At 65.6% G+C, this 20344-nt stretch carries 19 protein-coding genes and 1 pseudogene; 12 read left to right on the top strand and 8 right to left on the bottom strand.

The genetic code is table 11. From position 1 onward, the window contains the following. Positions 1-33: 33 nt before the first annotated feature. Both RJT48_RS12865 and RJT48_RS12860 read right to left on the bottom strand, forming a co-directional pair. On the bottom strand, positions 34-1278 hold the full coding sequence (locus tag RJT48_RS12865; protein WP_311172716.1) for an FAD-dependent monooxygenase: 1245 nt from the start codon (positions 1276-1278) through the stop codon (positions 34-36). A 183-nt stretch (positions 1279-1461) separates the two neighbouring features. Continuing rightward, on the bottom strand, positions 1462-1785 hold the full coding sequence (locus RJT48_RS12860; RefSeq protein WP_311172715.1) for a hypothetical protein: 324 nt from the start codon (positions 1783-1785) through the stop codon (positions 1462-1464). Between the two features lie 117 nt (positions 1786-1902). Between RJT48_RS12860 and RJT48_RS12855 the strand changes: the two genes are divergently transcribed. Together RJT48_RS12855 and RJT48_RS12850 are read left to right on the top strand one after the other, a co-directional pair. Next, positions 1903-2358, top strand: coding sequence for a MaoC family dehydratase (locus RJT48_RS12855; protein WP_311172714.1), 456 nt, complete (start codon positions 1903-1905; stop codon positions 2356-2358). A 47-nt stretch (positions 2359-2405) separates the two neighbouring features. Further along, positions 2406-3764, top strand: a complete 1359-nt coding sequence (locus RJT48_RS12850; protein ID WP_311172713.1) for a methyl-accepting chemotaxis protein — start codon at positions 2406-2408, stop codon at positions 3762-3764. Between the two features lie 132 nt (positions 3765-3896). Here RJT48_RS12850 and RJT48_RS12845 read toward each other — a convergent pair whose 3' ends face one another. Next, a complete protein-coding gene (locus RJT48_RS12845; RefSeq protein ID WP_311172711.1) occupies positions 3897-4298 on the bottom strand; it encodes a universal stress protein in 402 nt (133 codons plus the stop codon). 166 nt (positions 4299-4464) lie between these two features. On the opposite strand from RJT48_RS12845, the gene RJT48_RS12840 reads away from it, so the two are divergent. Both RJT48_RS12840 and RJT48_RS12835 read left to right on the top strand, forming a co-directional pair. Then, positions 4465-4977, top strand: a complete 513-nt coding sequence (locus RJT48_RS12840) for a gamma carbonic anhydrase family protein (RefSeq protein ID WP_311172710.1) — start codon at positions 4465-4467, stop codon at positions 4975-4977. A 269-nt stretch (positions 4978-5246) separates the two neighbouring features. Next, complete coding sequence (locus tag RJT48_RS12835) at positions 5247-6014, top strand: IclR family transcriptional regulator (RefSeq protein ID WP_311172708.1); 768 nt, start codon at positions 5247-5249, stop codon at positions 6012-6014. 42 nt (positions 6015-6056) lie between these two features. Here RJT48_RS12835 and RJT48_RS12830 read toward each other — a convergent pair whose 3' ends face one another. After that, positions 6057-6962 carry a UbiA family prenyltransferase gene (locus RJT48_RS12830; RefSeq protein WP_311172707.1) on the bottom strand — a complete coding sequence of 302 codons (906 nt, stop codon included), beginning with the start codon at positions 6960-6962 and terminating at the stop codon, positions 6057-6059. Positions 6963-7156: 194 nt separating this feature from the next. Between RJT48_RS12830 and RJT48_RS12825 the strand changes: the two genes are divergently transcribed. Further along, positions 7157-8704 carry a class I adenylate-forming enzyme family protein gene (locus RJT48_RS12825; RefSeq protein WP_311172705.1) on the top strand — a complete coding sequence of 516 codons (1548 nt, stop codon included), beginning with the start codon at positions 7157-7159 and terminating at the stop codon, positions 8702-8704. Between the two features lie 72 nt (positions 8705-8776). Here the strand turns inward: RJT48_RS12825 and RJT48_RS12820 are convergent, their stop codons facing one another. Further along, positions 8777-10186, bottom strand: a complete 1410-nt coding sequence (locus RJT48_RS12820; RefSeq protein WP_311172703.1) for an SLC13 family permease — start codon at positions 10184-10186, stop codon at positions 8777-8779. A 200-nt stretch (positions 10187-10386) separates the two neighbouring features. On the opposite strand from RJT48_RS12820, the gene RJT48_RS12815 reads away from it, so the two are divergent. From RJT48_RS12815 to RJT48_RS12790, 6 genes are all read left to right on the top strand, one after another. After that, positions 10387-11022, top strand: coding sequence for an MBL fold metallo-hydrolase (locus RJT48_RS12815; protein WP_311172701.1), 636 nt, complete (start codon positions 10387-10389; stop codon positions 11020-11022). Positions 11023-11163: 141 nt separating this feature from the next. Further along, a complete protein-coding gene (locus RJT48_RS12810) occupies positions 11164-12618 on the top strand; it encodes an acetate--CoA ligase family protein (RefSeq protein ID WP_311172700.1) in 1455 nt (484 codons plus the stop codon). Then, positions 12611-13318 (top strand): acetate--CoA ligase family protein, encoded by a 708-nt coding sequence (locus RJT48_RS12805; RefSeq protein ID WP_311172698.1) that lies wholly within the window; start codon positions 12611-12613, stop codon positions 13316-13318. The genes RJT48_RS12810 and RJT48_RS12805 overlap by 8 nt, the downstream gene beginning before the upstream one ends. Continuing rightward, positions 13318-13725 (top strand): acyl-CoA thioesterase, encoded by a 408-nt coding sequence (locus RJT48_RS12800; protein WP_311172697.1) that lies wholly within the window; start codon positions 13318-13320, stop codon positions 13723-13725. The genes RJT48_RS12805 and RJT48_RS12800 overlap by 1 nt, the downstream gene beginning before the upstream one ends. A 90-nt stretch (positions 13726-13815) precedes the next feature. Continuing rightward, the gene (locus tag RJT48_RS12795; RefSeq protein ID WP_311172695.1) at positions 13816-13992 is read left to right on the top strand and encodes a hypothetical protein; all 177 of its coding nucleotides are present in this window, start codon (positions 13816-13818) and stop codon (positions 13990-13992) included. Positions 13993-14106: 114 nt separating this feature from the next. After that, entirely contained in the window at positions 14107-15183 is a 1077-nt protein-coding gene (locus RJT48_RS12790) for a cupin domain-containing protein (RefSeq protein WP_311172694.1), read from the top strand. A 222-nt stretch (positions 15184-15405) separates the two neighbouring features. Here RJT48_RS12790 and RJT48_RS12785 read toward each other — a convergent pair whose 3' ends face one another. The 3 genes and pseudogenes from RJT48_RS12785 to RJT48_RS12775 form a co-directional block, all read right to left on the bottom strand. Next, a complete protein-coding gene (locus RJT48_RS12785; protein ID WP_311172693.1) occupies positions 15406-16284 on the bottom strand; it encodes a fumarylacetoacetate hydrolase family protein in 879 nt (292 codons plus the stop codon). A 118-nt stretch (positions 16285-16402) separates the two neighbouring features. Further along, positions 16403-17311, bottom strand: a pseudogene (locus RJT48_RS12780) (SDR family oxidoreductase). A 12-nt stretch (positions 17312-17323) separates the two neighbouring features. Further along, the gene (locus tag RJT48_RS12775; RefSeq protein ID WP_311172692.1) at positions 17324-18823 is read right to left on the bottom strand and encodes an aldehyde dehydrogenase family protein; all 1500 of its coding nucleotides are present in this window, start codon (positions 18821-18823) and stop codon (positions 17324-17326) included. Positions 18824-19035: 212 nt separating this feature from the next. Between RJT48_RS12775 and RJT48_RS12770 the strand changes: the two genes are divergently transcribed. Further along, entirely contained in the window at positions 19036-20271 is a 1236-nt protein-coding gene (locus RJT48_RS12770; RefSeq protein ID WP_311172691.1) for an MFS transporter, read from the top strand. Positions 20272-20344 lie beyond the last annotated feature (73 nt).

Here is a 20344-nt window from a genome sequence, read left to right as displayed (position 1 = left end):
GCGATCAGCAGTAAACCGATACCAAAGACCGAGTCAGTAGTTGCCGCCGGCGGACGTCGGCGGGGCGTCGTGCGGCCCGTACGGCGCGTCGTCGAGGTACTCGCCGGCGACCTCGAAGTGATCAGCCAGCGACGCGGCGACCTCCTTCCGCAGGACTGTCACCGGGTCTCTGTCTTCGAGGTACTCCAGCGCCTGCCCCGCCGCGTCGATGTTGTACTCGGCGGCCTGCTTGCGCCGGGAGGCGTAGCGGTCGATCTCGTGGTCGTGGACGCCCCGGGTTTGGGCCTGCAGCGCCACCGTGATCGCGGAGGCTGCCTCGTCGGCGTCGGCCACACAGGAGTTCATTCCACGGGCGCCGAAGGGTGCAAGCAGGTGTGCGGCCTCGCCGGCCAAGAGCACGCGGCGGTGCTCATCGACGAACTTGTCGGAGATGACCTGCAGGAACTTGTACGTCGAGGTCCACTTGATGTTGTCCGTGTACTCTTCGCCCATCACGTCGGCGACGATCTCGCGCATCTTCTCCTCGCCGGCGACCTCCTCGGGGTCGTCGTCGCCCAGACACTGGACGTCGAGCCGCCACCCGCCGGTGAAGGGGACGAGCATCACGTTCCGGCCGTCGGCAGCCGGCGCGTCGTAGTGGAACAGCCGCTCGAACGGGAGCGGATCCTCCTCGATCGTGTTGCCGTCGAGCGTCTCGACGTCCACGATGATGAAGGAGTTCTCGGATTCGTCGCCGTGGAACTCGGCGCCGATCTCCTTGCGGACCTGCGAGCCGCCGCCGTCGGCGCCGATGAGGTACGGCGCGTCCCACTCCTGCCCGTCGGTGGTCTCGACGTGGACGCCGTCGGGCGTCGATTCGACGGATTCGACGCCGGCCTCCCAGTGGATGTCGATGCCGGCCTCCTCCAGGGCCTCGTGCATAAACTGCTCCGTCTTGACCTGCGGGAGGCTGGTGAAATGCGGGAACTCGCCGTCGCCGCCGGGGTTGTCGTAGGTCCGTTTGAAGACGTCTTTGCCGCGCCACATCGTCCGGCGCGTCGGCCAGACGAGACCGGCTTCGACCTGTTTTTTCCCCAGGCCAGGGTGGACGCGTTCGAGCGTGCGGAGCGTCGAGCCGTGAACGTAGATCGCGCGGCTGCCGGCGCGGTCGCGATCCGCGGGGTCGGCTTCGAGAATCGTCGCCGGGACGCCGCGTGCGTTCAGCGCGAGGGCCGCCGTCATTCCGGTCGGTCCGGCACCGGCGATCAACACTGGCTGGTCGGTGTCGCTGGAACTCATCGTCTACTGTAACCTTGTGACAGACACCTCATAATCGTTGTGGTTGTACTTCGAGGGAGACGGCCGTATGCGGCCGTTTTCGATGGGTACGGCAGAATCACTAACGCAAAATCGATCGTCGTCTGCGACGCGGGGGCGTCGATGAAACGCCGGGCGTCCGGGACCGACGGTGACCCGCTGTCGTCAGTTCAGGCCGAGCTTGTCGCCGACCCAGTGGTCGCGTGCGGCGAAGACGAACTCCTTTTCGTCGTCGTAGATGGTCGACTCCGCGACGAACTCGTCCCACTCGCCGTCGCCGACGCGACCGAGATCGTCCGCGGAGGACGCATCGGAGGGGCTCGCAGCCACCAGCTCGTCGAAGGTCTCGAAGTCGGTGTTCTCCTCTACGAACGTGTCGTCGAACACCTCACGCAGGGGAATCTCCTCGTCTTTGCCGACGATGTCGTGGGGATCAGGGAGTTCCTCTGCCGCTTCAGCCGCCTCTTTGAGATCCGTCTGCTGTCCCATACCCGGATTCTGTGACCTCTGATATATAAACGTTTGTGGTACGCCGGCGGTGGAGCGACGGCCCGCAGTGGTCGCTCCAGGCGAAGGGTTTTCTATCCCTGCGTGCCTGGCCGAAATATGCGGTACTTCGAGGACGTCGTGGTGGGCTCGACCGACTCGTTCGGGTCCTACACCGTGACGAAAGACGAGATTATGGAGTTTGCCGAGAAGTACGATCCTCAGCCGTTCCACCTCGACGAGGCGGCCGCAGCCGACTCGATGTTCGGTGAACTGGTCGCTTCCGGATGGCACACGATGGCGATGTGTATGCGGATGATCGCCGACCGGCCGGATCCGCTGGCCGCGCTCGCGGGCGTCGGCGCCGACAACATTCGCTGGCGGAACCCCGTCACGCCCGGAGATACGCTCAGCCTGCGCACGGAGGTGCTCTCGAAGCGCGCCTCCGAGGGCCGCGACGACTGGGGCTTTGTCACGTCGGCCATCGAGTGTCTGAACGGGGACGACGAGGTGGTCGTGAGTTTCGAGACGACGGCGCTGGTCCAGCGCCGCGAGGACAATCAGTATCAGCAGTGAAAACCGGGCGCGGAGGATTAAATACCGGCACCGACCACGCCCGTTCAATGACACAGCAACCTCCGATGACCGAGGAAGCGTCGCTCGCCCCCGACATCCCCGAGGGCGCCGACGAGGCCGAACGCTACCGCGCCGAACGGGACCACTGGCGCCATCTGTTCAATCAACTCGCTGCCGAGATTCCCGAACCAGTGATCGTCGTCGACGGCGACGGCCGGCTGACACACTGGAACGAGATGCAGACGGAGTTTACCGGCCTGCCGGCAGAGGAAGCGCTCGGTCAGCCCGCTTACGAGGTGATCGGGACAAAAGACGTCACGGAGACGCTCGCAGAGGAGGTAGCGAACACCGAAGAGACGATCCGCGAATCGGAGATTCGGACGATTACCACACCGACGGGCGAGGAAAAGCACGGCCGCGCGATGGGCGTCCCGCTCACAGCCCCGGACGGCGAGACGGTCGGCGCCTTCGAGATTCTCTACCGCGTGACCGACCTCGTCGAGAAGCGGCAATCGATTGAATCGGTCCAAAAGCAAGTCAGCGGGGATCTGGAAGGAACCGTCGAGAGTCTCGAGGAGGCCTCGAAGCAGGTGACCTCTAACGTCGACGTGATCGCCGACACCGCCGAAGCGGAGGCCGAGCACGTCCGGGAGGTCGACGACGAGATCCAGACGTTCAGCGCGACGACCCAGGAGGTCGCCGCCAGCGTCGAGACGATCAGCACCCAGAGTTCCGAGACGGAGGAACTGGCCGCCGACTCGGAGAAATCGACGACGGAACTGCTGAAGACGGTGGAGGCAGTCGCCGAGGCGAGCGATCGGATGGCCTCCGACGCCCAGGATCTCGAATCGCGCGTCGAGGAGATCGACGACGTGGTCGCGCTCATCGACGACATCGCCGACCAGATCAACATCCTCGCGTTGAACGCGTCGATCGAAGCCGCCCGAGCGGGAGAGGCCGGGGAGGGGTTCGCCGTCGTCGCCGACGAAGTGAAGTCGCTGGCGGCGGAGTCGAAGACCGAGGCCGACCGCATCGAGGAACTCGTCGAGTCGATCGCAGGGATCGCGACGGACACGATCGACGGGGTCGAGCAGACGGCCGAGCGGATCGACGAGATCGAGACGCAGATGGAGGCTGTCAACGAGAACCAACGGGAGATCCAGGAGGCGGTCGCGGACGTCTCCGAACAGCTCGAACAGATCGCGACAGCCACCGACGAGCAGGCGACCAGCGCCGAGGACATCTCCACGATGCTGAGTACGACCGTCGAGGGCGTCGAGCGGATCGCAGAGGAGATCGCCGAACTCGCGACCGCGAACCGACAGCAGACCGAGCAGGTCGCCGAGATCCGCCGGAACGTCGAGGCGCTCGAACGCAACCTCGGCTCCGCAATCGGCGACGACTGAACGGGAGAGGAGGGGGGTCGACACTATGGATCGAACACTCTCTCGGGGGACTCCCCGAACGGACGGCGAGGGAACCGCGTCGCTCCGGGGGCGTCGACAGGAGCGGAATCGTCCCTCGAGAGGGAGGGGCGCCTACTCCTCTTCGGTGCTACCGCAGACGAGCACCGGGCGGTGGGTGTCGAGGATGACTTGCTGGGTGACGCTGCCGAACAGCGCTTTGCCGGTCGGCGAGCGCTTGCGGCCGCCCACACAGATCCGGTCGACGTCGTGTTCCTCAGCGTGCCGGAGGATCTCTTCGGCCGGCGATCCGCTGGTTTCGAGCAGTTGGACCTCCGCACCCGCCTCTTCGAGTCGTTCCTGGGCCTCCCGGACAGCCTCGACCTGCTGGACGGACGCGCCTTCGGGGTTGTCGCTGAAGACGTGGAGGATGTACACCGTGACCCCCTCCTCTCCGCCGATCAGATCCTCGACTGCGTTCGTCTGTGCGTGTGCCTGTGGGATGTTGTCGTCGAGTGCGAGTAGTACTCGGACCATATTTCCCACTCGATCAGCCACCTACTTATATTTCGGCGATATTCGGGGGATGTCGCCGGTCTGAACGACGGACGGGTCGCGGGGTGCACGGATCGGTGGGGGGCCAACCGGACTGGCGGCGTGACGTCACCCAGGTTTATGATCGCGACCGGTGTAGGGGCGCGGTATGCAACGGACCTTCGAGGACGCGGAACCGGCTGTTGCTGACGACGCCTTCGTGTCAGAAATGGCGTATCTCGTCGGTGACGTCAGCGTCGGAGCGCGAGCGAGTCTCTGGCCGTTCGTCTGTCTCCGGGGACACGGAACGCCGGTAGAGGTGGGAACCGAGACGAACGTCCAAGAGTTCACGACGCTCCACGGGGCGACGCTCGGCGACGAGGTGACCGTCGGCCACGGCGCTGTCGTCGACTACGCGGAGGTCGGCGACCACTCGCTCGTCGGGATGCAGAGCGCGGTGATGCGCGGGGCAACGGTCGAAGACCACTGCATCGTCGCCGCGAACGCGGTAGTGTTGCATAATCAGACGATTTCATCCGGGCATATGGCGTACGGAACGCCCGCCGAAACCAAACCGCTGACCGAAGAGCAGTTAGCAACGATCGATCGGACCCACGAGACGTACGTAGATCTGGCGGCGCGCTTCCGGGCAGCGCGATTGGGCCGTGACCGGTCCGACTAAGGCTTGTTCGACAGCATCGAACAGACTGGTGCTCTGGGGAACCGAATTCCTTCTGCCGGAGACTTCAGCGTCCGTATTCGGGAGGTTACAGGGTTCACTACGATCCGGGTTCCCGGTTCGAGCGCCGGTAACAGCCGTACGGTTGTTACGTAGCCGACGAATAGGGCTTTTGTTCGATCACATCGAACACAGAGCGGATACTGTTACACAGTCGGCACCTACCGAGGCCGACGCGGTACTTACTTGTTCGTCGTGTGGCAATTGTCGCTATGCGACGCGAACAGGAACGGGGCGGCGGGATCAAATCGGACGAAACGCTGTTCGACATCGTCGAACAGCTTCGAGAACTGGACGGCGCGGGCGTGACACAACTCGCAACCCGTCTCGACGTCGCGAAGAGCACCGTCCACGGCCACCTGACGACGCTTCGCGACCGTGGCTTCGTCGTCAAGCGGGGCAACGAGTACCACCTCGGGCTCACCTTCTTCGAGTACGGACAGTACGTCCGCGGGCAACTCGACGTCTTCGAGTCCGGCATGTTCGCGGTCGACAGGCTGGAACGCGAGACCGACGAGATGGTCTGGCTCATCGCGCACCAGGGCGGGAAAGCGATCTACGTCTACGGTCGTGGCGGCAACAACGACATCAACGTGAACACGATTCTGGGGGAGAGCGTGCACATGCACTACAACTCCGGCGGAAAGGCGATCCTGGCGCATCTCCCCGAAGACGAGGTCGACCGGATCGTCGACAGACACGGTCTGCCTGCGCGGACGGAGAACACGATCACCGACCGAGACCGCCTCGCGGCGGAACTGGAGACGATCAGAGAACGGGGATACGCCCTCAATCTCAGCGAGGATCTGTCCGGCGTCCACGCGATCGGCGTGCCGTTGACCGTCGACGGCGACGTGCAGGCGGCACTGAGCGTCGCCGGCCCCGCACACCGGATGTCGAAAGAGCGCTGTGAGGGAGAAATTCTCGAACGACTCCGGGCCGCGGCCGACGAGATCGACCTGACGATCGCATACAGGTAGGCTCGTGGATCGCTGCTATCCCACGAAGGAGAGACGCGAGAGTCACAGCGCGGTGCCGATAGCCGTCGCGGCCACGTTCCGCACCGGGGCTATTGCTGCACACCCCTGGCCGCACGCCGAGAGAAAAAGCAACGCAGCGAAGACGTACGTCAGTCCCATCTGGATCCGCACTGCAGGTTCGGGAGCCGCCAGGCCCGTGGTGGCGAGACAGCCGAGCGGAACGACCGCCGCCGCAACCGCGAACCGCGAACCGACGGTATCGATACCAATCCCGACTGCGACAGTCGCAAGCGCTGCCAGGAGGAAGACGGCGGCGGCGACCCCGGAGGCACTCGTCGGGCCGAGAGCGACCGGGACCGTCCGCTTGTCGATCGACCGATCGAACGCCGTATCGAGGCTGTCGATCCCGATCTTGATGCCCGAGAGCAATGTGGTAAAGAGCGCGGCGACGGCGATGACGGCGAGCGGGAAGCCGGCCGCCTGTGCCGTGTACCCGCCGAGGATCGTCACCCCGATCCCGACCGAGTAGTCGACTGTGACAGTCACGGGGTGTCGGTCGAGATACGGCGCGTGCAAAAGCGCGAGCGCCAGCAGGACGACGGCCGAGAGCGCAGCGAGCGGTCCGGCAGCGACGAAGAGCACACCAGCGGCAACGAGGAGCACCGCACTTCCCAGTCGGATCCCCGACTGCAGTGCCGACGCGTCGAGTCGGGGCGTCTCCTCGTCGCGACGGTAGCCGTCGATGTAGCCGTCCCGGAGGTGGGCGACGAAGAGCGCGAGGCCGACAGTACCGGCGTGCAGCGCGGCGATTTCCGGCTGGAATACCCGCGCTGGAGCCAGGAGTGCGCCGTAGACGGACATTCCGACCGCGGGGAGCATAAACGTCGGGCGCACGTAGGTGAGCAGTCCCGTGACCGGCCGACCCCGACGACGCGCCCCGTCGGACATACGGGGCAGTTCGACGGGGAGGGTGAAATAGGATCGTGGTCACGGTCGCTACGGTCGTTGATCGCACGACAGTGAGACCGTCGACAACTCGATTGCGGCGATATCGGCGGTTTCCAGTCGCGAACCTGCGGATCCCGTTCATCGATCAAAACAATTAACACTGCTGTTGGTCTGGAAACACCTAACACGCCACTATGAAACTTGGAGACGCCCTCGACCGAACGGTACGCTGTTATCCCGACAAGGCCGCCCTCATCACCGACAGCGGCCGTTCGTTCACGTACGCGGAACTGGACCAGCGGGCGACACGGCTCGCGAACGCCCTGAACGAGCGGGTCGACACGGGGCGGAGTGCCGTCCTCGCGATCAATCACGTCTCGGCGATCGAATCGATGTTCGCCGGGAACAAGCGCGGCCGCGCGACGGTCCAACTTTCCTACCGGGCGACGGTCGGCGAACTGGTCAAGATGGCCGAAACCGCGGATGCCGAAGCGCTCGTCTTCGACGACGCAAACGCCGACGAGGCGCTCGAACTGCTGGACCGCGGCTCCTTCGACGCCGCGATCCACGCCGGCGACCGCGACATCGACCACGAGGACGTCGAATCCTACGAGGCCGTCCTCGCGGATGCGTCGACCGAGCCCGTCGACGCCGACGGCGACGAGTGTGCAGTACTGTACACCAGCGGCACCACGAGCGTCCCGAAGGCGGTGCCGTTCGACCAGGAACAGCTCTGGTACGGGGCGATCCAGGGAATTATGGAACACGGCTTCGACGAGACCGACATCGCGCTGTGTACCTCACCGTGGTACCATATGGTGACGACCGACGCGTGGCTCTACCCCCACTTCGTCGCGGGCGCGACCGTCGTCCTGCACTCGGAGTACGACCCCGAGGAGGCGCTCGAATTGATCGAGGAGCACGACGTGACGGGGCTTTTGGCTGTCCCGACACAGCTCAAGACGCTCAACGACGTCCAGCGGGACGCCGAGACCCCCTACAACACCGACTCGCTTTCGTACATCCGGACCGGTGGGGCGATCGTCACCGAGAGCCTCGTCGAGGAGACCCACGAGCACCTCAGCGAGCAGGTGTACAACACCTACGGGATGACCGAGGCGGGACCGGACCTCACCTTCGCCCACCCGAGCGCGCAGGAGGAACACCCCGGAACCATCGGCAAGGAGGCGTTCGCCTGGGAGATCCGCGTGGTCGAGTCGGTACCGCTCTCGGAGGACCCCGACCCCGAGGCGACCGTCGACGCGGGCGAGCGCGGCGAGATCATCGCCCGCGGTCCCGGTATGTCGACCGGCTACATCGACAACCCGGAGGCCGAGAAGAAGTCGTTCTTCGACGGCTGGCTCCGCACTCGCGACGTCGCCCGGGTCGACGAGGAGGGCTACCTCTACATCGTCGACCGCGTCGACAATATGATCGTCAGCGGCGGAGAGAACATCTACCCTGCCCAGGTCGAGCGGGTCCTCCGCAACCACCCCAACGTGGCCGAAGCCTGCGTGTTCGGGCAGGACGACGAGCAGTGGGGACAGGTCGTCACGGCTGTCGTCGTCACCGATGAGGGCAAAGAGGTCAGCGAAGAGGAGCTCACGGAGTACTGCCTGCAGCACGACGGCCTCGCAGACTTCAAGCGCCCACGGGCGTATGCGATCACCGACGAGGCGCTCCCGCGGTCGGACACCGGGACGATACTGCGCGACCAGTTGGTCGAGACGTATTTCTCGTAAGCGGCGACTTCCCGAAATCGACGGCGACGCGTTCGGGGCTGTCGCCTCCGAGCAAAACTGACGACGTCGCCGTCAGAAAAACAGCGCGAACAGCCCGATCTGGATCGGCAAAAGAATCACGAGCGTCGCGATCGTGTAGACGCTCGCCATCCGGCTGAGTTCCACCGTGTCGACGACGCCCAGCCCGAGGATCGCAACCAGGACGGCCGACTGATACGGGAAGAAGTAGCTGTTCAGCGCCACGGCTTCGACCATCGCGACCGGGACGATCGAGATCCCCGCGCTCTCCGCGAAGGTGACGAAGACTGGCGTGATCACGCTCGCGACGGCCATCCCCTCCATCACGAACGCAAGCAGCATCGAGACGGCGACGACGAAGACCAACACGAGCGGCAACGACGGATCGGCAGGCAGATACGACAGCAACGTCTCCGCGGCCAGGTCGGTGAAGTCCGTCCGCTGGAGCCCCTCGGCGATAGCGAAGATCGCTCCCAGGAAGAAGATGATCGAAAAATCAGTCTCCCCGACCGACTCGTGGTCGATGACGCCGATCCGCGGCAGAAACGACAGCAGCGCGACGACGACCGCCCCGAACACTGGGTGCAGCCCGTGGATAAAGTCGGTCGCCCAGATGGCGACACCGACGAGCAGGAACGCGAGCATCCGTCGCTCCCGGGGCGAGGCCGCGATCGATTCGACGTTCTCCGGGGTAGCCATCGCGTCCCGATCGCGCGGCCGGTACAGGAGGTACGTGACGGCGACGATGACCACGACGCGACCGATTCCCATCACTGGCCCCATCCACAGCGACCACTCTGCCCAGGAGATCGCGGGTCCGCCGCCGGACTCGACGAGACCCGTGATGATGATGTTCGCGAGCGAGCCGGTCAACACGCCGGAGGCGCCGTAGTACGTCGCAAACAGCGGGCCGAGGAAGATGCCGATCCTCGCCTCCCGCTCGGTGAACAGTTCCCCGATCGAACCCAGAATCGGAGCCAGGATGAGCACGCGAACCAGCGAGGAGGGCACAAGCACCGCGAGCGCGAAACTGCCAACGGAGAGGACGACGAGCAGATAGCGGTACACCGCGACGGCGTCGGTGGTGATCCGCTCGGGCATCAGGTTCAAGGCGAGCCGTTCGACGAGTTCCGCCAGCCCGCTGGCCCGTGCGGCCTCGCCGATGAGCAGTCCCACGACGACCAGCCACGTCGCCGGCGAGCGAAAGCCGAACAGCGCGAGGTCCGTCGAGAACGTCACGCCGATCAGACCGATCCCGAGCAGGGCGGTAAACCACGGTTCGACCGGCGAGCCGATCCACAGCACGACGCAGAACAACGTGATCGCGAGCATCCGGGCGGTGTCGGCGGCAAGCGGCGCGTACCGCAGGACCGCACCGACCGCGAGCAGCCCGGCCGGAACCGAGAGCCAGGCCGGATCGAAGGGGAACATCCGTCCCGGTCGCAGCCCAATTCCGTCCGTCATTTTCCGTGTCGGTCGCTCACCGTGAACCGTAATGAGAGTGTCGGTGCGGTCGCAGTCCCCCGGATCTCCCGCCCCGACGGACTATGGAACCGGCTGCAAGTCTTCGAGCACAGGATCGCACGACTGCGTGCGAACGGAGGAGGTGAGCAATCGCAAACGCGACTATATTTTTAACAGGGGTGACGTCGTATGGTCCCACGATGACGAGTGACCAGACGATCGTCGAGATCGCACCGGACGTCTACGACATCACGGTAAAGGAGTCCCCGGATGCGCGCTGGCGGGTGTTCCTCTTCGACGGCGAGACGCCGACGCTGGTCGACGCCGGCTTCGAGGACACCGTCGACGCCGTCGCGGCGGCCGCAGACGACCTGGGCGTCACCCCGAAACGGATCATCGTCACCCACGGCGACCCCGACCACGTCGGCGGCCTCGCGGGACTCACAGAGCGCTTCGATCTCGAAACATGGGTTCCCGAGGGTGTCGAGGTCGACGTCGACGTCGATCACCGCTTCGGCGACGGCGACCGCATCGGACCGTTCACCGCCGTCCACGTCCCGGGCCACACCGACGCCCACCACGCGCTGGTCGACGAGCCGAACGGGATCGCCGTGATCGGTGATGCGCTGTTCGGATCGGACGCCCGGGGGCTGCCGGCGGGTCACTTCGTCCTCCCGACGGCACACTACTCCGCGGATCTCGCGACCGCCGACGAGTCGCTCGACCGACTCCTGGCGTTCGACTTCGACGTCGGATTGGTCTACCACGGATCGAGCGTGACCGAGAACGCAAGCGAGAAAATCGCGGCGTTCGTCGAGTTCGGCGGGAAACGGTAGCCGAGGGGCCGGCCCGGAAGCTACCGGAGGCGGTCGAAGAGAGAACGCCGGAACCGCTGTCAACTCCCGAATCAGACCGACCGGCGAGCACAGCGCGGCCAGTGGGAAAACGCTTTGACGGAGTTGAGTATAGTGGCGGGTGTGAGTCTCACACACCTGTTCGAACCCTCGGGAATCGCGGTCGTCGGCGCCTCACAGACCGAGGGCAAGATCGGATACGAAGCGATGGTAAACGCCGTCCGGTTCGACGGGCCGGTGTATCCGGTGAACCCGTCGACGGAGGGTGAACTGTTCGGAAAGGAGTTCGTCCCGTCGGTGACGGAGATCGACGGCGAGGTCGATCTCGCGCTCTGTTGTGTGCCGGGCCCCGCAGTCCCGGACGTGCTCGAAGAGTGCGGTGAGGCCGGGATCGGCGCCGCGGTGATCTACGCCAGCGGCTTCGCCGAGGCTGGCGAGCAGGGCGAAGACCTCCAGGACGCCGCCGTCGCGGTCGCCGAGGAGTACGATATCTCGCTTCTGGGCCCCAACACGAGCGGGTTCATCGTCCCCGCCTTGAACCTCCGGTGTTCGTTCGCCAGCGGAGTCGAGGAGATCCCGGAGGGGAACATCGCGGTCGTCGCCCAGAGCGGGGGCGTCGGGCTCGTGTTGGCGTTCCAGTCTCGCCGACAGAACCGTGGCGTCTCCGCCGAGGTCGGCCTCGGGAACCGCGCGAACGTCGGCTTCGCGGAGGCGATCGAATACTTCGACGGCGACGAGCGGACCGACGCGATCGTCCTCCACGTCGAGGGGACCGACGACGGCCGTGGGCTACTCGAAGCCTGCCGCGAGAGCGAGACGCCGGTGATCGCCTACAAGGTCGGCCAGTCCGACGTCGGCGACTTCGCGGAGTCCCACACGGGCGCGCTCACCGGCGATCACGAACTCTACACCGCCGGGTTCGCGCAGTACGGCGTCCCGACGGTCGACGCGACGGACGAACTCCTGGATGCAGCCGCGGCGGTCGGGAACTCGCCGACCCCCGACGGTCCGAACGTGGGCGTCGTCACCGCCCAGGCCGGGCCGGGGATCATCATCACCGACCGGATCCAGCGGGCGGGCGGGCGACTGCCGGAACTCTCCCCGGAGACCCAAGCGCGGGTCGACGAGATTCTCCCGGGGATCACCTACGCCGACAACCCGGTGGACACCGGTCGGCCGATGCCGGAGTTCGGCGAGATCGTGACCGCCGTCGCCGAGGACGACCGCGTGGACATCGTACTCGTCTACGAACTGTTCGAGGCGGCGCTGGGGTTCCCGGTCGACGATCTCGACGGCCTGGCCGAGCGCGTCGACAAGCCGGTCCTGTTCGCCACCGAGGGGATCGAGGAGTCGATGGCCGACGAGCGCGAACGGCTGCGGGACGTCGGCATCCCGTTCTTCGAGACCCCCGAGCGGGCGGCGGACGCTGCGGGCGCACTCGCCCGCTACGCACGGCTACACAGCGACGGCGCGACCGGCAGCGACCCCGTGCCCGACGGCGGAGCCTCCGATGGCGAAATCGGTGGGGAGCCACAAGTTACGGCAGCCCGCAACCCGGAGGTGCGTCCCGATGAGTGATTCGACGCCGGCACCGATCGTTGCCGCCCGCGAGGACGACCGACAAACGCTGACGGAGGCCGAAGGCAAGCGACTGCTGGCGTCGGTGGGTATCGAGACGACCAGGTTCACGGTCTGCCCCGACGCAGACGCCGCCGTCGAAGCCGCCGCCGAGATCGGCTATCCGGTCGTCGTGAAAGTCTCCTCGCCGGCGGTCACTCACAAAAGTGAGTGGGCCGGGGGCGTCGGGGTCGCTGTCGGACTCGACGACGCCGCAGCAGTTCGTTCGGCCGCGACGGAGATTTTCGACGCCGCCGCCGAGCGGGATATCGACGCGGACGTCCTCGTCGAGGAGGCGATGGACCTCGAACAGGGCACCGAGGTGATCGTCGGCGGGGTCCGTGACCCGTCGTTCGGTCCGGTCGTGCTCACTGGCCTCGGTGGCGTGTTCACCGAAATCTTCGAGGACACGAGCCACCGGATCGCGCCGATCGACCGCGCGGAGGCCCGCTCGGCCATCGAGGAACTGCAGGCCGTCGAGTTGCTGGAAGGCTACCGGGGGAGCGATCCCGCCGACATCGACGCGCTGGCGGCGGCGGTCGCTGCAGTGGGTGATCTAGTCGTCGAACAGCCGATTGCCGAACTCGACGTCAACCCACTTCTGGCGGCAACCGATGGAGTGATTGCGCTCGATGCACTCGTCGTGCTTGAGGAACGTTAATGTTCGAACGCACCTGGACCGTCCGATTTTCGGACACTGACCCGCACGGGATCGCCCACTACCCGCGAATCGTCGATGCGCTCCACGAGACCTCGGATATGTTTATGCAGGAGATCGGCTACCCGTTCTGGGAACTCACGGCGAACTACGACTTCGGGTTCCCGCTCGTGGATATGGGCTTCGAGTTCGACCATCCGTTACACGCCGGCGACGACGTCCGGATGACGCTCACCCCCGACCCGAGCACGCGGGCCGTCCGGTTCGAGTACGAGGCCTACGTCGGCGACGACACTCTCGCGTTCTCGGGCTACGAGCAGCGGGTCTGTGCCGGAACCGACGGGGGTGGCGCCCGCGAGATCCCCGAAGAGATCCGTTCTCAGTTCGTCGAGTACGCCGACGGGGAGTAATCAGTATGCTGCGGCCGATCCCTGCCGTGTGACGGGATTCTCGCCGCTCCGAGCGATACCCTTTTGACAGTTACGCCGTTACAGCGGTGTATGGCGGAGTTCACGAACCCGTACGCGGATGAAGACCCGTTCGTCGAAGCGCACTTCGACTGTCTGGAGTGCGGGGGCAAACTCTGGGAGTACGCGATCCAGCGACAGATGGTATGTGAGGACTGCCGATCGCTGTTCGACACCGAGGAAGTGTTCGAGGCACAGGCCGTCGCATAGGGGGGCCGGCGACTCGGTACTCGGACACTGCAAACCGCTGCAGCCTCGACGCCGGCGATTCGCGGCGTGCATACGTCCAACACACTTATTATCGAGTTTTCCCAACACTTGGGTATGGCACAGCAAGAGCCAGAGGAACTCCTAGAGATGAGTTCCGAGACCTGGGACATCCTCGAGGAGCACAGCCTCCAGCCGCTCTGGGAGATCGAGGACGATATGGGCACCGTCCTGGAGGATCCCGAGGCGGACATCTGGAAGTGGGAGGACATCAAGGAGGCGATCGACGCCATCGAGGCGGACGTCCCTATCTCGGAACTCCCACCGGGATTCCAGCGGCGCGTCGCCGTCCCGATCAACACGGCGAACGCCATCTCGAACACGATCTACGTCGGTGTCCAGACGGTATCGCCCGGCGAAACGGCGCCCTCGCACCGTCACGGGGCCAACGCCCTGCGCTTTGCGATCGACGGCCACGAGGATATGAAGACGGTCGTCGCGGGCGAGGAGTTCCCGATGAAGGACAACGACCTGATCACCACCCCGCAGTGGGAGTGGCACGACCACGTCAACGACAGCGACGAGACGGCAGCGTGGCTCGACGTCCTGGATCTCCCGCTCGTGCTCGACTCGCTGAACGCCAAGAACACCTTCGAGTACCACGAACTCGAACGCCAGCCCGTCACGAAGAGTCAGGGCTACTGGGCTTCACAGTACGGCCGCGGGCGCGCCGAGTCGGATCTGAAAGAAGACGGCATTCCCGGCCCCTTCGAGGGGAACCAGGAGCCGACGCCACCGTACCGGTTCCAGTGGGCGAATATGGTGGAGTCGCTCGAACAGCGGGCGGACAACAACGACCCGGACCCGAACGACGGCTACAGCCTCACGTACGTCAACCCGGCGTCGGGCGAGCCGCCGCTGTTCCCGACGATGTCGTTCCGCGCCCAGCTGATGCAGGAGGCGACCGATCCGCACTTCCACAATATGACGGAGGTGTTCTTCGTCATCGACGGCGAGGGTGCCACTCACATCGGTGACGAAGCCTTCGAGTGGAGCCAGTGGGATATCTTCATCGTCCCGCCGGACGAGATCCACCACCACGAACCCGACGGCGAGGCGACCCTGCTCGCGATCACCGACAAGCCGGTCTTCGAGGCGTTCAACCTCTACGCCGAGGCCGAACCGTCGTCGTAGACACACCGTCGTCATCGGGCTCGACGTCGGGACCGCAGCTCCTCGGGGATCGCTCACCCTTCTATTTTGGTACGGCTACTGATAATCACAGTATTTCGGTGCGGTTATTGATGATCACAGCCCACAGGCAGCGGCAGGGCTGCCAGTGTCGCCCCGGACTCGGTGTTCAGCGAAGTAAAAAACCGGGAACCGAACAGCGTTAGTCGGTGCCGTGAGCCGCCGTTACTCCTGGCCGCCCTTCTGGACGTTGGCCTCGGCGTAGCTGACGTCGCGTTCGGTGACGTCGACGGTCATCGAGCCGACGTCCTCGATCTCGGCGTCGATGGTGTCGCCGCCGTGGAGTTCGCTCACGCCCTCCGGCGTGCCGGTCGTGATCACATCGCCGACTTCCAGGGTCGCGCCGAGGGAGGCGTACTGGACGATGTCAGCGCAGGTGTAGACCATATCCCCGGTGTTCTCGTACTGGCGGCGCTCGCCGTTGAGGTGCAGTTCCATCTGGAGGTCCTGGGGGTCGTCGATCTCGTCGGGAGTGACGACGCAGGGGCCGATGACACAGAAGGTGTCGTAGGACTTCCGGTTCGAGCGGTCCTGCCCGCCGCGCAGAGAGATGTCCAGCAGGATCGTGTATCCGAAGACCTTGTCCCACGCCTCATCGGCGGTGACGTCCTTCGTCTCCTCGCCCATAATGAACGCCAGTTCGATCTCGTGGTCCGTCCGGCGGTCGGAGAAGGGGAGTTCGATGCCGCGGTCGGGGCCGACGACGCTGGAGGGCGCTTTCAGGAAGTAGCCCTTGTCCTTGATCGAGAACCACTCCTCGGTGGTGATGTCCTTGTCGGCGATCGCCTCCTCGATGTGCTTCTCGTAGTTCAGCGGTGCGGCGATGACCTTCCCCGGCCGGCCGACTGGCGAGCCGACCTGGACGTCCGCGACGTCGTGGTCGGGATCTTCGTCCTCGTATTCGGACGCGTCGTAGTCGCCTTCGATGTACTCGACGAGCGGCTCGTCGCTTTCGAGCCCGAGCCGGTCGGTGAGGTCGATGATACCGGTGCCGTCGTCGGTGAGCAGTCCGAGCTGGGTGTCGTCGTAGCGGACGAATCGCATACACGGACAATCGTCGGAATCAGTGATAAAAGATGCCTTTCCGGCCGAGACGGCGTCGTTCGAGGATGATGTCGGCTGCACTCCGACCGCCCGGCGGCGACGCGAGTTCCGGAAGGCGTTACAGGTAGGACTCCGTCCGCGTCAGTTCCGCGTCGGCCGCGACGTCCTCGCGGAAGTGCTCGGCGATCGAGTCGAGCGTCCACCCCTCGGGGTTGACGCCCACGGCGTCCATCGCCGGGTCCGAGTAGACGCCGACCCGATAGCCGCCCGCATACAGCGTACAGCCGGTGATGTCCTCGGCGGCCTCGCTCGCCAGGTACGCGACCAGCGGCGCGACGCGTTCGGGCGGCATCTCCGCTTCGGTGTACGGCCGGTGCTCCTCGGGGACCGTCTCGGTCATCCGGGTGTAGCCGTTCGGGACGAGGGCGTTGACCCGGACGTCCGAGCGGACCAGTTCCGTCGAGACCGACCGCACCATCCCGAGGATGCCGGCCTTCGCGGCGGCGTAGTTGGCTTGGCCGAGGGCGCCGCGCGCCGCCCCGCCGCTGACCGCGAGATACGAGCGCTACCGATCGAAGCCGTCGCCGTCCTCCGCGTTGCCAGCCTTACTCGCCTCGCGCCAGTGGGTCGCCGCGGCACGAAGCGGCGCGAACTGGCCGGTGAGGTTCGTGTCGATGACTTTCCGCCACTCGTCTTCCGAGAGCTTGTAGCTGATCCCGTCGCGGAGGATGCCTGCGAAGTTGCAGACGAAGTCGACGCGACCGAACTCCGCGACCGTGTCCGCGATGAGTTCTTCGGCGTACGCGAAGTCGCTCACGTCGCCGTGGTGGGCGATGGCGGTCCCGCCGCGTTCGCGGATCTCCTCGGCGACGGCTTCGGGAACTGACGGGTCGCTGCCCGTCCCGTCGACCTCGGTGCCGAGGTCGTTGACCACCACGCGGGCGCCGTGGTCTGCGAGTTCGTGTGCCGCCGCCCGGCCGAGGCCGTTGCCGCCGCCGGCGACGACACACACCGTCTCCTGGAGCATCTCAGGAGGATCTCAGAAGGGGAACTCCCGCGGCTCGTGCTGCAGCGAGATCCACTTCTTTTCGGTCACTTCATCCAGGAAGTCCGTGGAGTTGTAGCCGCCGATGCCGGAGGCCTTCGTCCCGCTGAAGGGCACGTGCGCCTCGTCGTTGATCCCCTGGTCGTTGACGTGGACGTTGCCGGTGTCCATCCGCTTTGCGATCTGCAGCCCGGTGCCGACGTCGCCCGCGTGGACCGAGCCGGCGAGCCCGTACTCGGTGTCGTTCGCGAGTTCGATCGCCTCGTCGACGTCGGAGAACGGGATCACGGGCGCGATGGGGCCGAAGTGCTCGTTACAGGAGGCCGCCATATCGTTCGTGGCGTCCGAAAGCACCGTGGGCCTGACGACGAGCGAGTCCTCGACGCCGTCGAGTTCGACCGTCTCGCCGCCCGTTTCGAGCGTCGCGCCGGCCTCGATCGTCTCTTCGACGTAGTCGAGCATCTGGTCGCGCTGGGACTCGTTGATGATGGGTCCGAGGACGACTTCGTCGTGTGCGCTCCCGGCGGGGAGTTGCTCCGCGCGCTCGGTCAGCCGCTCGACATATTCGTCGTAGACCGACTCGTGGACGATGTGGCGGTTGATCGAGATACAGACCTGTCCCTGGTGGATGAACGAGCCGAACACCGCGGTGTCGATGGCCTGGTCGAGGTCCGCGTCCCCGGTGACGATGTGAGCGTTGTTGCCGCCGAGTTCCATCGCCGGCACGGCGAGGTTCTCCGCGGCGAGGCCCGCGACGTGCTGGCCGACCTCGGTCGATCCGGTGAACGCGACGACGTCGCTGTCGGGGTGGCCGGCGAGGTGATCGCCGATCTCGGAGCCCTTGCCCGTGACGACGTTGATCACGCCGTCGGGGAAGCCGGCCTCCTCGGCGAGTCGGGCCCAGAGGAGTCCGCCGATGATCGGCGCGTCCGTCGACGGTTTGAGCACGACCGAGTTCCCGGCGGCGACGGCGGGGGCGAGCGCGCGAGCAGTGAGGTTCAGCGGGAAGTTCCACGGCGAGATGACCGTGACGACGCCCTTGGCCTCGCGGTAGACGATGTTCTCCTTGCCGGGGATGTTCGAGGCGGCCGTCTCGCCCTTCATCCGTCGGGGCAGCGTCGCGGCCTCGGCGAGGTGGTCCTGTGTGATCTGGACTGCGGTCTCGCCGACGCCGTGGATGCCGCCGATCTCCGTCGTGTTGAGTTCGATGATCTCCTCGGCGTGTTCGTCGACCGCCTGGATGAGTCCCTGGACGTGTTCCTGGCGGGCGGCCGGGGGCTGGTTTTCCCATTCCTTCTGTGCCTCGACGGCGGCCTCGTAGGCCGCGTCGACGTCTGCCTCCGATGCGCGCGGGACCTCCGTGACGACCTCACGGGTGGAGGGATCCTCGACGGGCGTGGTCTCGCCGCTTTCGGGGTCGACGTACTCGCCGTCGATATACAGTTTGCTCCAATCGGCTTCGATGCTGTACGGTGACTGTCCTTCGAGTGCCATACAGTCGTGTTACGCCGTATCAGTAATGAAAGTTTGGTCAAATCGGGAGTTTCATCGACTGTAACCCGGTTACATCGGTGATACCGGGACGGAGTCACGTCGGAGAGTGGACGACAGCCGGGGAAAGAAAACGATAAAAGAGCATAGAATCACGGTACGGACGAACCCACCAGCCCGCAGTTGCGTGTCAGGGTTGGGCAGCAAACTCACCTATGACTGAAACCGAACCCGACGCCCTGGACTCGCTGACCAGCTGGCTCATCGTCGCGCTCGGTCTGGTCATCCTGATCCTCGATTGGGGCCTCATCTTCACGTTCACCGTCTACTCGGAGGCGCTCGCGTCGGCGTTCGGCCTCTCCGGGCTGCGGGTCTCCTCGGTCTTTTCGATCACGATCGCGGTCTTCTACATCGCGGGCGGGCTGATCGGCGTCGTCATCGCCCGCCTGCCGCTCCGTCCCGTCGTCGCGACCGCCGGGGGCGTCTTCGCCGTCGCCGTCGGCCTCCTCCAGATCACCAGTTCGTATCTCGGGCTGGCCGCCACCTTCGCGTTGATCGGAATGGCCGGCGGGACGATGTTCGTCGTCGTCATCTCGCTCGTGCCGCAGTGGTTCGACCAGTACCAGGGCCGGGCGATGGGCATCACGATGACCGGCAACGGCCTGGGGATCTTCGTGTTGCCGCCGGTCTGGGTGTGGCTACTCGAACGGACGGACATCCGGAGTGCCTTCGTCGTCGTCGGTGGCGTGACCGCGGCGACGATCCTGCTCGCCAGTCTCCTCTACCGGCGACCGTCCGGCAGGGCGGCTGCACACGGCGTGCCGGTGAACGTGTCGTGGCTGCGTGGGAACCTGACCGACCCTCCTTTCGTGGCGGCGGTCGTCGGATTCGCGCTCCTGTGGAGCTGGTACTTTGGGCTCTCGGCGGACCTCGTCGGGATCCTGACCGCCAACGGGATCGAGCGGACCGTCGCCGCGACCGCCTTCGGGATCGTCGGCGTCGTCAGCGTCGCCGCGCGGGTTGCAAGCGGCGAGTTCGCCGATCGGATCGGGATGCGAATCACGCTCACCTTCGGCGTGGTTCTCGCGTCGCTGGCGATGGGCGTGTTACCTGTCATTTCCGCTCCGCTGCCGATGTATGTCCTGCTCGTGGTCTTCGGTATCGGCCTCGGCGCCATCGCGCCGCTTTTCTCGCCGATCATCATCGATCGGTTCGGCCCCGCGAACGCGACCGCTATCGTCGGGATCTTCACCGCCGCCCAGGCAGCGACGGCCTTCTCGGTGCCGATCGTCCTGAACGTGCTGACGGAAGGCACCGGCAGCAACGCCCCGCCGCTGCTTTTGATCGGCGGGGCCACGCTCCTCGGGGCGGGCCTGTTCTACCGGGGGACGGCACCGGAGAGCGGAAACAACGCGGAGGACGACGGTGTCCCCGACAGCGACCCCGCCTGATACTGATTACTCTCGTCTCTTGCCGCCGAACGCCGCCAACGGGCGTGGTGCTCGGCGGTAAAAAGTGAGAGTA

It is taken from the genome of Halobellus ordinarius, assembly GCF_031823395.1.
Lineage (GTDB): Archaea > Halobacteriota > Halobacteria > Halobacteriales > Haloferacaceae > Haloquadratum > Haloquadratum ordinarius.
Note: the sequence above shows the minus strand (reverse complement) of the source record. Positions and strands in the feature narration are given on the sequence as shown.